General features: G+C 40.4%; 11 protein-coding genes. 9 read left to right on the forward strand and 2 right to left on the reverse strand.

Annotated elements, in window-relative coordinates:
• Window positions 1-35: 35 nt before the first annotated feature.
• Window positions 36-2,843 (reverse strand): GacS-like sensor histidine kinase, encoded by a 2,808-nt coding sequence (locus FY049_RS18225; RefSeq protein ID WP_151802138.1) that lies wholly within the window; start codon window positions 2,841-2,843, stop codon window positions 36-38.
• Between the two features lie 314 nt (window positions 2,844-3,157).
• Between FY049_RS18225 and cysM the strand changes: the two genes are divergently transcribed.
• From cysM to FY049_RS18245, 4 genes are read left to right on the forward strand one after another with little or no spacing between them, the layout of a single operon-like run.
• On the forward strand, window positions 3,158-4,078 hold the full coding sequence (gene cysM / locus FY049_RS18230; RefSeq protein ID WP_446084141.1) for a cysteine synthase CysM: 921 nt from the start codon (window positions 3,158-3,160) through the stop codon (window positions 4,076-4,078).
• 59 nt (window positions 4,079-4,137) lie between these two features.
• Entirely contained in the window at window positions 4,138-4,959 is an 822-nt protein-coding gene (locus FY049_RS18235; protein WP_419279526.1) for a 3'-5' exonuclease, read from the forward strand.
• 8 nt (window positions 4,960-4,967) lie between these two features.
• Window positions 4,968-6,362 (forward strand): 23S rRNA (uracil(1939)-C(5))-methyltransferase RlmD, encoded by a 1,395-nt coding sequence (rlmD, locus tag FY049_RS18240; protein WP_209828017.1) that lies wholly within the window; start codon window positions 4,968-4,970, stop codon window positions 6,360-6,362.
• A 27-nt stretch (window positions 6,363-6,389) separates the two neighbouring features.
• The gene (locus FY049_RS18245; protein ID WP_004725915.1) at window positions 6,390-8,696 is read left to right on the forward strand and encodes a RelA/SpoT family protein; all 2,307 of its coding nucleotides are present in this window, start codon (window positions 6,390-6,392) and stop codon (window positions 8,694-8,696) included.
• A gap of 146 nt (window positions 8,697-8,842) precedes the next feature.
• Here the strand turns inward: FY049_RS18245 and FY049_RS18250 are convergent, their stop codons facing one another.
• Window positions 8,843-9,625 (reverse strand): SDR family oxidoreductase, encoded by a 783-nt coding sequence (locus FY049_RS18250; RefSeq protein ID WP_327857773.1) that lies wholly within the window; start codon window positions 9,623-9,625, stop codon window positions 8,843-8,845.
• Window positions 9,626-9,730: 105 nt separating this feature from the next.
• Here FY049_RS18250 and mazG point away from each other — a divergent pair, with 105 nt between their 5' ends.
• The 5 genes from mazG to panB all read left to right on the forward strand — a co-directional run bounded on the left by mazG (window position 9,731) and on the right by panB (window position 13,928).
• A complete protein-coding gene (gene mazG, locus FY049_RS18255) occupies window positions 9,731-10,510 on the forward strand; it encodes a nucleoside triphosphate pyrophosphohydrolase (protein WP_446084142.1) in 780 nt (259 codons plus the stop codon).
• Window positions 10,503-10,964 (forward strand): ComEA family DNA-binding protein, encoded by a 462-nt coding sequence (locus tag FY049_RS18260; RefSeq protein WP_446084143.1) that lies wholly within the window; start codon window positions 10,503-10,505, stop codon window positions 10,962-10,964. Before mazG ends, FY049_RS18260 begins: the two co-directional genes overlap by 8 nt.
• Window positions 10,965-11,111: 147 nt before the next feature.
• The gene (pcnB, locus tag FY049_RS18265) at window positions 11,112-12,593 is read left to right on the forward strand and encodes a polynucleotide adenylyltransferase PcnB (RefSeq protein ID WP_056512336.1); all 1,482 of its coding nucleotides are present in this window, start codon (window positions 11,112-11,114) and stop codon (window positions 12,591-12,593) included.
• The gene (folK, locus tag FY049_RS18270) at window positions 12,587-13,072 is read left to right on the forward strand and encodes a 2-amino-4-hydroxy-6-hydroxymethyldihydropteridine diphosphokinase (RefSeq protein WP_105714384.1); all 486 of its coding nucleotides are present in this window, start codon (window positions 12,587-12,589) and stop codon (window positions 13,070-13,072) included. Before pcnB ends, folK begins: the two co-directional genes overlap by 7 nt.
• Window positions 13,073-13,118: 46 nt before the next feature.
• Entirely contained in the window at window positions 13,119-13,928 is an 810-nt protein-coding gene (panB, locus tag FY049_RS18275; RefSeq protein ID WP_004725927.1) for a 3-methyl-2-oxobutanoate hydroxymethyltransferase, read from the forward strand.
• Window positions 13,929-13,930 lie beyond the last annotated feature (2 nt).

Here is a 13,930-nt window from a genome sequence, read left to right on the forward strand (position 1 = left end):
TTTATAGCGCTGAATCGGCTAGAACTGCGCTGTATTTATGAAGCGGGTAAAATCTGCTGTGCAGCTGTTTCAACTTCATGAATCGCCAATTGAAGTTCATCAAAGCGTTTCATCACGTCTTGGATAAAGGCTTCATCTGCTTTACGGCGCTCTTTGCGTAGCATGGAAATAAATTGTTCAAAATCACCCGTAATGCGTTGCAATTTTGGTGTGCCGACATAACGGGTAGCGCCATATAAGCGATGTAACACATGTTCTAATTGCGGGAAGTCCTCAAGCTCAATGAGTTGCTCAATTTCAGCCAACTCCGTTGGGAAGCTGTCGACTAGCATTTTTAACAAATCTTGTGCGAGATCTTCTTTATTGGCCGCTAAAGCAAGGCTTTGTTTCCAATCTAGAATATAAGAGTCCAGCGCTTCGATATATACTGTATTTTCGATAGGCTGTTGATGTTGAATAAATTTATCGCTTGTCCAATTGGTGAGAATTTGAATAATTTGTTCAATTTGGATCGGCTTGGTTACATAGTCATCCATACCCACTTTGAGTAGTTTTTGTTTTTCATCAGCCAATGCGTGAGCTGTCAATGCAATAATCGGCATTCGCATACCATCTAAGGTAGATTCCAGCGAGCGAATTGCCCGTGTGGTATCAATCCCAGACATGACTGGCATTTGAATATCCATAAAGATAAGATCAAATGGTTTTGCACCTTGTTCAACCCCTTGCTGAATAATGGTTAAGGCTTCTTGACCACTGAGAGCTTTGGTGGTTTTTACATTTAGCTCGCCTAATAGCGCTTCTAGTACGATCAAATTCGGTAAATGATCATCTACTGCTAAAACGTGTAAATCTTGCCCTTTAAAGTCTTTATGATGTTCTTGTTCAAAAACAGGCTGATTACTTAATAGTTGAATCACTGAACTACGGCTCAGTGGTTGATACAATGGACGCGCTTTATATTCAGTCAACATATTTGGATCAAGTGACATTTGATAGCCATATACCGCCAAATGACCTTGATAACGACCACGAATTTCTTTAAGTAAGGCTTCGGTATCTCCACTGTGATCAACGATCAACCATGTATTTTCAGTATTTTTTTCTAGGCTATTTAGGCGGCTAAACAGATCTAAAATCGATTGTGCTTCGGTGTGCTGAACTTGATAGTCTTCTAAGTAATGACGCAATACGTTGGCGGTTGCAGGGTGTGCCAAGAAAGACACCACATTTAAGTTTTTAAATGATGGATGAACAATTTCTTCATCTTCATTTACCGTTAACATAGCGGTAAACCAGAAGGTTGAACCTTTTTCTGTCGGTGCACGTTCTTGGTTATCTTCAAAGCCAATTTGACCATGCATCAAATGTACAAGTTGCTTGGAAATGGCTAAACCGAGTCCTGTACCACCGAATTGGCGAGTGACAGAAGCATCACCTTGAGAGAATGATTCAAATAGTCGTTTACGATCGGTACCACTTAAACCAATACCACTGTCTTGTACACTAAAGTGCAGCAAACATTGCCCGATATCATCGTGTTCCATACGCGCACGGACAATAATTTCACCATCAGGGGTGAATTTAATCGCATTGGAAATAAGATTGGTCAGCACCTGTTTAAAGCGTAAGGCATCGCCAATGACATGTTTAGGCACATTGTCTGCAAAATAGAATGCCATCTCGATATGTTTTTGCGCTGCCAATGGCGAGAGCATATCCATCACATCGAAAATTGCTTCTTCAAGATCAAAAGGTGCGGTTTCGAGTTCTAATTTACCTGCATCAATTTTCGAGAAATCGAGTACATCATTAATCAATGCCAATAAATGTGCAGAAGACTTACGGATGGTCTGTAAATATAAACTTTGATCATTGCTTAAATTGTCTTGGCGCAACATCAAATGAATAAAGCCATCAATACTATTTAATGGGGTACGTAATTCATGACTGATATTGGCAAGGAAGACCGACTTCGCTTGATTGGATGAAATCGCCTGATCACGAGCTTGTTTATAGGTAATGTTCTGGACTTCTAAGGTGTCTAATGTACGACGTAAATCATCTTCTGTCTGTTCAGTATGTTCTTTTAGTTCAAGGAAACTGAAATGTAGCCGTTTCACCACATTGGCAATATCACGCTGTAATAAGCGCAGTTCCCCTGTACTGTTGATCACCATATGTTGATCAAGCGTATCTGCATTTAAACGTTGCAATTGCATCCGAATTTCGTACATCGGTGCAATCCAGCGTCTTGAATAGAAATTTAGACACAATAGAAGCAACAGTAGCGTTAATAAGGCAGTCGTAATCAATACGATCATGACGCGATAATGTGAAATTTCTAAAGGTTGATTATCAAGTTCAATCACCAACCACATATTTTCAGCAGATTTGGTGGGGTTTAGTTTAATCCCATAAATATTGTTGTACTTATTTTGAATTGGTCCAAAGAAAGTGCCTGATTTTGGAATTTTTGGCCAAGCACGTTGATTTTGGTAGCCTACACTTAAATGATTGACGTTATTTTCATCTAAAATCGCTGCGCTGAGTAAATGCTTTTCGTTAAACATTTTTTGTAAAATGCTTTCAGCTTTGGCGTGTTGAATTGGATCCTGTTCCATGACTGCGGTGAGTTGCTCAGCAGTATATTGGTAACGGCTCAATATCGCGATGGCTTGGAAGCGCTGTTTAGACTTGGCCGCAGCTGATGTTTCAGAAAGAACCAGTGCTGTTCCAACACATGCCAAAATCATAATTGGCACGAAAATTAACGCAATAAGTTGACCATAAGCGTGATTGAGTTTTAAGCGTTTAAAGAGTTTTTTATTGAAATTCGACATTGTTCCAGCAACTCATTGCCCATGGCAAAGATATTAACATGCTTTAATCATCCTACATGACAATATGACTAAAAATCTTGTGAATTGAAAATGAGTTATGCTGTTTTATAGATAACTTTATCATTTCTAATTCTAAGTAAAGTTTATTTTTTTATATGTATTTAATTTTATTCAATAAAGAAAATCATGCTCCTACTTGGCTGTGTTGATATATATGAATTTAGTTTGATCATTCCAAGCAAAATGAAGCGGAAAGATGTGCAGTATGTTTCTTTTTTTCATACAATATGCCCACCTCGATATAGGTGCAACCGATGAGTCACACACAACCTGATTTCTTAGCCGACGAATTTTTGTTAGATCACTATGTAGGAAAAACTCCTTTGGTGCGTTTACAACGTTTGGCAAGTCATACTCAAGCAACAGTATTGGCAAAGCTAGAAGGCAATAATCCTGCTGGTTCTGTCAAAGATCGTCCTGCATATAACATGATCATGAAAGCTGAACAGCGTGGTCAAATTAAGCTGGGTGATACGTTGATCGAGGCGACGAGTGGAAATACTGGGATTGCGTTGGCAATGGTCGCCGCAATGCGTGGTTATAAAATGAAATTGATCATGCCGGGGAACTCTAGCCAAGAACGTAAAGATGCGATGCGTGCCTATGGCGCTGAATTGATCGAAGCAACCAATATGGAAGTTGCGCGTGATATGGCTTTGCAAATGCAAAGTGAAGGCCAAGGTTTAGTATTAAATCAGTTTGGCAACCCAGACAATGTGGAAGCACACTACCTGACCACAGGCCCTGAAATTTGGCAACAAACCGCAGGGAAAATCACCCATTTCGTGAGCTCTATGGGCACAACGGGCACGATCATGGGGATCTCTAAATATTTAAAAGAACAAAATCCAGATATTCAGATTATCGGATTACAACCTTCAGAAGGTTCAAATATTGCGGGTATTCGTCGTTGGCCACAAGAGTACTTACCGACTATTTTTGATCCAAGCCGTGTCGATCAGATCATGGATATTCCGCAAATTGAAGCAGAAAAAACCGCACGCCGTTTAGCACGTCAAGAAGGCATTAGTGCAGGAACCTCTTCAGGTGGTGCTGTATGGGCATCGGTTAAAATTGCTGAAGAAAATCCAGACGCAGTGATTGTCTGTATTATCTGTGACAGAGGTGATCGTTATCTTTCTACAGGTTTGTTCTCTGTTGAGGATGAAGAATAGTTGCTTCGAAGTCATAAATTGCTTCATGATGGCAAACTTGAGTATTGAGTAAAGCTTTTATGCGTCTTCCAGTTTTAGTTTTTGATATCGAAACCCTGACCGATCTTAAGTCTGGGGCGCATTTATATGGCTTGGATTTACCACAGGACGATTTAGAACAGGCGTTGGCAAAACTACGCCGTCAAGAATCGGGGATGGATTTTCAGCGCTTGGCTTTACATGAAATTGTTTGTATTTCGGGATTGTGGATTGATGAAAATGGTGTGATGAAACTGTTTTCATTTAGTCGAGAGCACTATACTGAAACTGAAATTTTACAAAAATTTTTATCTATCTTTGATAAAAGACATCCAACACTCGTGAGCTGGAATGGCTCACAGTTTGATTTGCCTGTGATTTTATTCCGCGCCATGTATCATGGACTATCTGCGCCAAGTTTGTTCGATCAAGGTGAGATTGACACACAAAAAAGGTATAATAACTATCAGAACAGATACCACAACCGTCATATTGACTTAATGGATGTCATGGCGATGTTTAATGGACGTCATTTCCAGAAATTGGATGATGTTGCACATTTATTGGGTTATCCCGGTAAACGTGGTATTTCAGGTTATTTTGTTCCCGAATATGTGAATACACAGCAATGGTTGAAACTCACCAGCTATTGCGAAGGTGATGTTTTAAATACATGGTTGATTTTCTTAAGATGGGCTTTGCTTAAAGGTCAGATTTCTTTGCAAGATCACCGTTTATGGATTCAAGCCTCTATTCATTATTTGCAAGGACAAACTCAACAACATGAGTTTTTAAATGTTTGGCGTGAAACCTCACAACGAACCGAATTTACTCAAGCAGATTTTTCCTCCACACCCGATTAGGTATCCCTTTGAAACATAGAGCCAAACCTCGACCATCTCAGCTTCCACAATATATTTTTAAAGTTGAAAGATTGTCACACGAAGGGCGAGGGATTGCGCATTATGGTACAGAACTCAATCATCCAAGTGAAAAGCAGGGTAAAAAAGTTTTTATTCGCTATGCACTGCCTGGTGAAATCGTAAAAGCTCAAGTGACACGTCAAGTATCCAAACTTGAAGAAGCGGACAGTATTGAATTACTCAGTGAGCCAAATCCACATCGTATTCAACCGATCTGCCCACATTTTGGTACTTGCGGTGGATGCAATATGCAACATATTCATCCAGATGAGCAAATTCGCTTAAAACAAGATGTTTTAAAGTCACATCTCAGCCACTTTGCGGGTTTAGTGCCTGAACAGTGGTTAGCGCCATTGCGTTCAACACGTACCGACTATCGACATAAAGCCCGCATTGGGGTGCGTTATTTAGCTAAACAAAATAAATTACTGATGGGTTTCCGTGAAGCACAGAGCAACCACTTAACTGCAATTGAAACCTGTAAAATTTTAGATATTGAATTAGATCAGGCCTTACCTGAAATCAAGGCATTACTCGAAAGTCTAAAAGGCAAAAGCAGCATTGGTCATATAGAATTAGCCAAAGGCGATAGCGAAATTTCATTATTGGTTCGCCATACTGAAAAATTAAAAGCCCATGATGTCAACCTATTGCAACAATATGCGTTACAGAAACAGTGGCAGTTGTATTTGCAACCTGCGGGTGTGGAAAGTGTACAACGTCTAGATGATGCTCAGGCAGACATGCATTTGCATTACCGTTTAAAAGATTTTGATATTGAGTTTGCGTTTAATCCAACAGATTTTACCCAAGTGAATCCCACTGTAAATCCGCAGATGGTTAATCTGGCATGTGATTTGCTTGAGTTGAAAGCAGGTGAAACTGTTTTGGATTTATTTTGTGGATTGGGGAATTTTTCTCTGCCGCTCGCTCAACGTGTGGGTGCTACAGGAAAAGTCATTGCTGTTGAAGGTAGCGAAGCGATGGTGAAGCGTGGTACAGAAAATGCACTGAACAATCGCATAAGCAATGTTAAATTCTATTCACAAGATTTAACAAAAGACTTTTCGCATTATTCTTGGGCAAATCAAGGATTTGATGCATTATTGATTGACCCTCCTCGTGCGGGTGCAGAACAAGTTATGCATTATTTGCCCAAATTTGGTGCGCAAAGAATCGTTTATGTGTCGTGTAATCCAGCAACATTGGCCAGAGATGCTGGAATTTTGGTACAACATGGTTATCAGCTCACTAAAGCCGGTGTGATGGACATGTTTACGCACACAGGGCATGTAGAATCGATTGCTTTGTTTGAAAAGAAATTAGAGATAAACGATTTATAATGAAATATAGAGTTAGAGGAGTAGGGTATGGTCACAGTACGTGAGCAACTTCCTGATCAGCTCAATGAGCTATCAGAGGAAGCGACTGTAGAACATGCCGATGAAGCGCAACAGGCTCTAGCAACTTGGCTAGATCGAGTGCGTGGAATTTTAGACGGTGCTGAACTTAAGCAGTTAGAAGAAGTCGCGCAATTAGTATTACAAAAAGAATTGGCGACCACAGTAAATTCCAGAACCAATACCTTTGCAACAGGCATTGGAATGGCCGATATCCTTGCGCATTTACACGTCGATGAAGATACGCTGGCAGCAGCTGTGCTTTATCGTAGTGTGCGTGAGGATCTCACCACCTTAGAGGAAATACAGCAACAATGCGGTGAGCAGGTTTACAACCTTGTCAAAGGCACTTTGGCGATGGGTAAACTTTCTGAACTGATTGAAAAGAATAAACGTTTAGAAGATCACTTTAATAATAATCAGCGTGAACACCTAACAGGCATCTACAAGATGTTGATTTCTGTGACAGAAGATGTTCGTGTGGTCTTGATTAAACTGGCTGAACGTACCTTTGCTTTACGTGAATTGGCGCATTCTTCAAAAGAGCGTCAAGAGCGTGTTGCACGAGAAATTCTCACCATCTATTCGCCTTTGGCGCATCGTTTAGGCATTGCGCAATTAAAGTGGGAGCTCGAAGATCTTGCTTTCCGTTATTTGGCACCAGAACGTTATAAAGAGATTGCTTCTTTACTCAATGAAAAGCGTCTAGAGCGTGAACAATATATCCAGTTTGTGGTGGATAAACTCAAGAATGAGCTGGCTGGGCATGATATCGAGGCCGAGATTTCAGGTCGGGTAAAACATATTTATTCGATCTACCGCAAAATGAAGAGTAAAAATCTGAGTTTTGATCAGCTTTATGATATTCGTGCGTTACGGGTTTTGGTTAAATCTGTCGCAGAGTGTTATCACGCTTTAGGCATTGTGCATCAAATTTGGCGTCATATTCCTCATCAGTTTGATGATTATATTACTAACCCCAAAGCCAATGGTTATCGCTCTTTACATACTGCGGTGATTGCAGAAAATAAATCTTTGGAAATCCAGATCCGAACCAAAGAAATGCATGAAGAAGCCGAGTTGGGCGTGTGTTCACACTTTAATTATAAAGAAGGCTCGAAAACCACTGACTATTCATTTAATCATCGTTTGCATTCTTTACGTGCAGTGCTTGAGCATTATCAAGAACGTACCGAAACCAGTGCGCATCCCAATGAAGATGAAACAGAAGATTTTGAACAAATTCAAGATTTTGAAGGTTTTGAAAAAATCTATGTGTTTAGTCGTGATGGGGATATTAAAGAATTACCACGCGGATCGACAGTGCTTGATTTTGCTTATCATGTGCATACCGAGGTCGGCAATAAGTGCTATGCATCACGGGTCAATCAACGCTATGTGCCGTTAACCTATACCTTAAAAACAGGTGAACAGGTTGAGATTTTAACCAAGAAAGATCGTGAACCCAATCGTGATTGGTTGGTTAACTCTTTGGGTTATATTAAAACAGCGCGTGCGCGTGACAAGTTGCGCCACTGGTTTAGACAACAAGATCGCAGTAAAAATCTGGAAGTTGGGCGTGAGTTACTCAATAAAGAACTTTCACGTTTAGCGATTCACCCGAAAAGTATTGATTTAAGTGATTATTGTAATCATTTCAATGTGAAAACTGGGGATGACATCCTTGTGTCTTTGGTGAGTGGGGAAATTAGCCTGCATGCCTTGATCAATCAAGTCAATCGCCACATGCACTTAGATCAGGATGAACCAGAGCTGGTTTTAAAACCAACATTAAATCCACGCGCAAGTCATACCTTGTCGGCGCATGGAATTTTAATTGATGGTTTGGACAATGTTGAATTACATATTGCACAATGTTGTCAGCCTGTTCATGGTGAGTCAATTGCTGGATATATCACATTGAATCGTGGTGTCAGTATTCACAAGGTTGCATGCCCAGATTATATGCGCATGATCAAGTTAGAACCTGATCGTGCGGTTGAAGCGGATTGGGAAATGCAACCGACACGTGGGCAAAGTGTGCAAATTGTGGTGGAAGCGTATGATCGCCGTGGTTTGTTAAAAGATTTGACCCAAGTGATTTTTTCAGATCAGATCAATATCCGTCAGGTGAATACGATTTCTGAAGCAGATGGTATTGCTAATATGAAATTGTTGATTGAAGTGAAAGGCTTGGCGCAATTGTCTCGCCTCTTGGCGAGATTGGAACAACAGCCTGGCATTATCAGTGCTCGACGTTTGGTTCAAGGTAATTAAGCTATATTGTCTTGATCAGATTTTATGATTTGAACAGTAAAAAACTCGCGAAATGCGAGTTTTTTACTATCTAATATAATGGATTGTGTTATGAGTTTGATTTGTAAATAGAAAGTTAGTCTCTATTGGGGGCACAGTATTAAAGCTTAGGTTTTAGATTTTCTCGTGAGTATTAAATTGCTCAAGCGATTGATAAATTGAGGGCTAATAGCAGAAAGTGTAAACATTACTTTGGTTTTTAAACCGACTGGGCGATGTGTAGCGGTGAAAAGTGAGCCTTTAGCTTTAACCTGTGCAAACACTTGCTCCGCAACATCTTGGGGCGTGAGACTGACCCCAATATTTTGAATCGCACCTGCATCCATGTCTGTCACCATCGCTGTTTGGACAAAAAGCGGCATCACATCCAGTACGCGAATACCATATTTTTGCCATTCGATATCTAATCCTTCTGTAATACCGCGTACGGCAAATTTACTGGCAGAATAAGAGACTAAATCTGCTTGTCCATAAATGGCTGATGCTGAGGAAAGATTGATGATACGCGCAAATTTTGCTTGTTTCAGATAGGGAAGAGCGGCATGACAGCCATTTAAAACGCCATTGACATTGATATTGATTGTGCGGTGATGGGCACTAATCTCAGTTTTTTCAAAATCTCCAGAATAAAGAATCCCAGCATTATTGACTAAAATGTTGAGACCATTTGCCCATTGAGAAAATTCTTTAAGCGCGGTTTGCCATTGCGCATAATCGCTCACATCTAATTTGCCCGCTTTGGCATTGTCACCCAATTGATCTGCTAAAATTTGAGCCTGCGCTTCATTGATATCATAAATACCAACTTGATAACCTTGTTGGTAGAATAGACGTGCAATCGCAGCCCCAATCCCTTGCGCAGCACCACTAATGAATATGCTTTGACTCATTGCAGCATCCTTTTTAGTTTATTTTGATTGCAAAGAGTTGAACATAAAATATGCATAACAACAAGTGTTGTGCAGTCATTTGTTATTGATCTTAAAGGACATAAAATGCAACAGCTATTCGCCATCATGAAACAATTACGTGCAGAATGCCCTTGGGATCGTGAACAGACACCTGAAAGTTTAACGCGCTATGCGATTGAAGAGGCGTATGAGGTGGAAGAAGCAGTACGTTCTGGTGATATAGATGAAATTAAAAATGAATTAGGTGATTTATTGCTGCAAGTGGTTTTTCAATCACAGATGTACAGTGAGCAGGGGGCTTTTGATTTTAATGATGTTGTCGATGTACTTTGTCAAAAATTGATCCGACGTCATCCACATGTTTTCCAAAAACAACAATTTGATAATTTAACCCCTGAACAAGTGTCGGTGTTGTGGCAGGAAATTAAACAACAAGAAAAACAGGGCAAAACTCAATCTCGATTAGATGCGGTAAAACATGGTCCCGCTTTATCTCAGGCAGAAAACATTCAAAAAAATGTTGCAAAAGCAGGCTTTGATTTTCCTGATGTGGTGCAGGCCTACGATAAAGTCAAAGAAGAACTGGCAGAGTTTGAAGAGGCGTTGCAATCGGAAAAACCCGATGAAATTATGGATGAATTTGGTGATTGTTTATTTTCTTTAATTAATGTAGGGCGTAAACTAGGCATTTCAAGTGAGATGGCTCTGTTAGGAACCATTTATAAATTTAAATCTCGCTTTGCTTATATTGAAGATCAAATCAATTTTAAAAATAAAAGATTAGAAGATGTGTCTTTAGAAGAAATGGATCTCCTTTGGGATCAGGCAAAGCAACAATTAAAATCACAGGTTAGCAATGAGTAATCAGCATTTTTATTTTAATCATGTAGTAAAACTAATTAAATTATCTTTTTTATTGGTGCTTTTGAGTTGCTCCTTGAGTTTGTATGCACAACAGTTTGATCAAGCTTATCTCAACTGGAAAGCACAACAGCAGGCCCATGATGCACAATTAAAAAAAGTCGACGATCAATACTATCTTTCGCGACCGAATAGCCAAACATCACCATCGAATAGCAATCACAAAGGCCCATCATCACCTACTCAATCTTTAAACAGCTCAGCTTTAAAAGTCAGTTTAAACTCTGCAACTGTCGAGCAATTACAACAGCTCACGGGTGTGGGAGCAAAGAAAGCACAGGCGATTATTGCTTATCGCAATCAGAATGGTGGATTTAAAAGTATTGATGACTTAAAAAAAGTGAAGGGGATTGGCGAGAAACTTTTCGAGCAGAATAGGGCACGACTGAGTTTATGATGGGTTTAAGAGCCTGTAGATCGACGAATTATCAATAGTCCATAAATTCAAGTGAAGTTTGCGAGAATCAAATTGCCCTTTAGCTGTGTAAGCGATATCATTAGCACAATTATGATTTTTACGTCCTGACGTAGGAGACAGTGTCTTTTGCAAACTTTGCGTGCGTCAAAGTGTGGGTTATCCACCGCTCAATTACCTTCCTCCATTTTAGATGTTATTGATTCTTTAACTAAAGCTGGCTATGAAGCTTATATAGTCGGTGGTGGTGTACGTGATTTAATGCTTGGCTTAAATCCGAAAGACTACGATGCTGTGACCAATGCAACACCTTCACAGGTGAAAGAGGTATTTGGTCGTCGTTGCCGAATTATTGGGCGACGTTTTGAATTGGCACATGTGTATTCAGGTCGTGAATTGATTGAGGTGGCGACATTCCGTGCCCCACCGAAAAAAGCCATTACCTCTGCACAAGGGATGATTTTACGTGACAACAATTGGGGAACAATAGAGCAAGATTTTGCTCGACGTGATTTTTCCATTAATGCCATGTATTACCAACCTCGAAAAGGGGAAGTGCTCGATTTTTGTAATGCTATTGATGATATAAAAACCAAAACTTTAAGACTATTGGGTGATCCAGCACTTCGTTTTGAAGAAGATCCAGTACGGATGTTGCGTACATTACGTTTTGCTGCGAAGTTAAATTTTAGTATAGATCCTAAAATATTAGACGTTTTTACCCAAGAAATGACGCAATTGCTGCGTGATGTTTCTCCGCATCGTTTATATGATGAGTCGCAAAAATTATTCACCATGGGGCATTTGCATCGTGTGATGCCGATGTTGATTGAATTTGGTATTTGGAAGCAATTATTTGCTGATATTAGCCCTGAGATTACCCAATTTATAGAGCGCGCAGCGAAAAATACCGATCAACGGATTCAAATGGGTAAAACCATTAATCCTGCATTTTTCTATGCGGTATTGCTTTGGAATAATTTCTTAGCGCGTTGTGATTTCTACCATGCTAAAGGTGTAGTTGCTGCAGAAGCACGAGCTCAAGCAGGCTTAGATGTGTTAAAACGTCAAGCGACACGAACCATTATTCCTCGTTTTGCCGAAACCTTTATTCGTGAAGTCTGGGAAATGCAAAGTCGTTTGCTCAACCCGAAACCACAACAGATTGAAGCGCTTTCGGGTCATGCACGTTTCCGTGCAGGATTTGATTTCTTGCTGTTGAGAGAGAAGTCAGGTGATGCTTCTACCAATGGCATGGGTGCATGGTGGGAAGCTTACCAAGACATGTCGACTGATGAGAAAGAACGTGCAATTGGCAGTTATAATCGTCAGCGTGCCAAGAGTCGTAAGAAACTTGCTGAAGTTGCCCCTGTTGAAGATGTAAAAGCAACAGCTTCCACGCAAATTGAACCATTGGTGAAAGAACAAGAATCTCGTAGCCGTCGTTCACGGGCTAAACCAAACTCAACATCATCTCAAGATTTTAGAAGTAGAAGTGATGCTCGAACGGCAGTAAACAAAGGCGAGATTACAGCGGATCATCCAATCACCAAGCGTAGACGCGTACAACGTGATTTAAGCAGTGTGATTTTTGGACCGACCCAATCATGATTAAAACCTATATTGGTTTAGGCAGTAATTTAGGTGATTCTGAGCAAATTCTACGGGAAGCTGTAGAAAAACTCAGAAACTTAGGTGTTGTTACTGTTTCAAAGCTGTATCAAAGCCCACCGATGGGGCCTCAAGATCAGCCAAATTATCACAATGCAGTTGCAGAATTACACACTGATTTAGCGCCTTTGGCCTTGCTGGATGAGTTGCAAGGTATTGAAAATGAATCGGGTCGAGTACGTTTACGCCGTTGGGGTGAGCGTACTTTAGATTTAGATCTTTTGCTTTATGCTGAAAAAAACATTATAAATGAGCGGCTCACAGTACCGCATATTGGTATTTTAGAGCGTGATTTTGTGGTGATTCCATTGTTGGATCTCGATCCTGAGCTTCAAGTCAATGGACAATCATTGCAAAAGTTAGATTTCGTGCAACATTCAACCCTTAGTGTTTTAGCAGATCAGTCATGGGCTGATTAAAGGATTGAATGGGCAGAGGAACTCTCATTGATAGAGGAATATCGTCATGATTAGCCTAAGTGATTTAAGACAATTCAAAACTCAGGGACGTAAATTTTCATGCTTAACTTGCTATGATGCAAGTATGGCAAAAGGTATGGAAGTTGCTGAGATTGACACCATTTTGATTGGTGACTCTTTAGGGATGACAATCCAAGGGCATGATTCTACCTTGCCTGTGACTGTTGCAGATATGGCCTATCATACTGCTGCTGTACGTCGTGCAAATCAACATGCGTTTGTCCTGTGTGATTTACCCTTTATGAGTTATGCCACGCTCAATGATGCATTGCTCAATTCAAAAACCGTGATGCAAGCGGGCGCTCAAATGGTGAAAATTGAGGGCGGTGAGTGGCTGGCTGAAACTGTAGAAGTTTTGACACGAAATGGTATTCCTGTTTGTGTACATTTGGGTTTAACACCACAATCGGTGCATGTTTTTGGTGGTTATAAATTACAAGCGAAAACACGTGAATCAGCAGATCAACTGATTGCGGACTGTAAAGCTGTAGTCGAGGCAGGTGCCGCTGTGTTATTGCTCGAATGTGTTCCGGCACAGATGGGTAAAGAAATTGCTGAATTATTCCCACACGTTCCTGTGATTGGCATTGGTGCTGGTGCAGATACCGATGGTCAAGTACTTGTGGTGCAAGATATGCTTGGTTTGACGTTTGGTAAAGTGGCACGTTTTGTACGTAATTTTATGAAAGAACAAGCAGGGGAAACTGCAATCGTGGATGCATTCAAGGCATATCATGTTGCTGTACAAGAGCAATCATTCCCTGCCAAAGAACATACTTTCCAAGTAGAGCTGTAAAA

This window comes from Acinetobacter sp. 1125_18A, assembly GCF_052824985.1.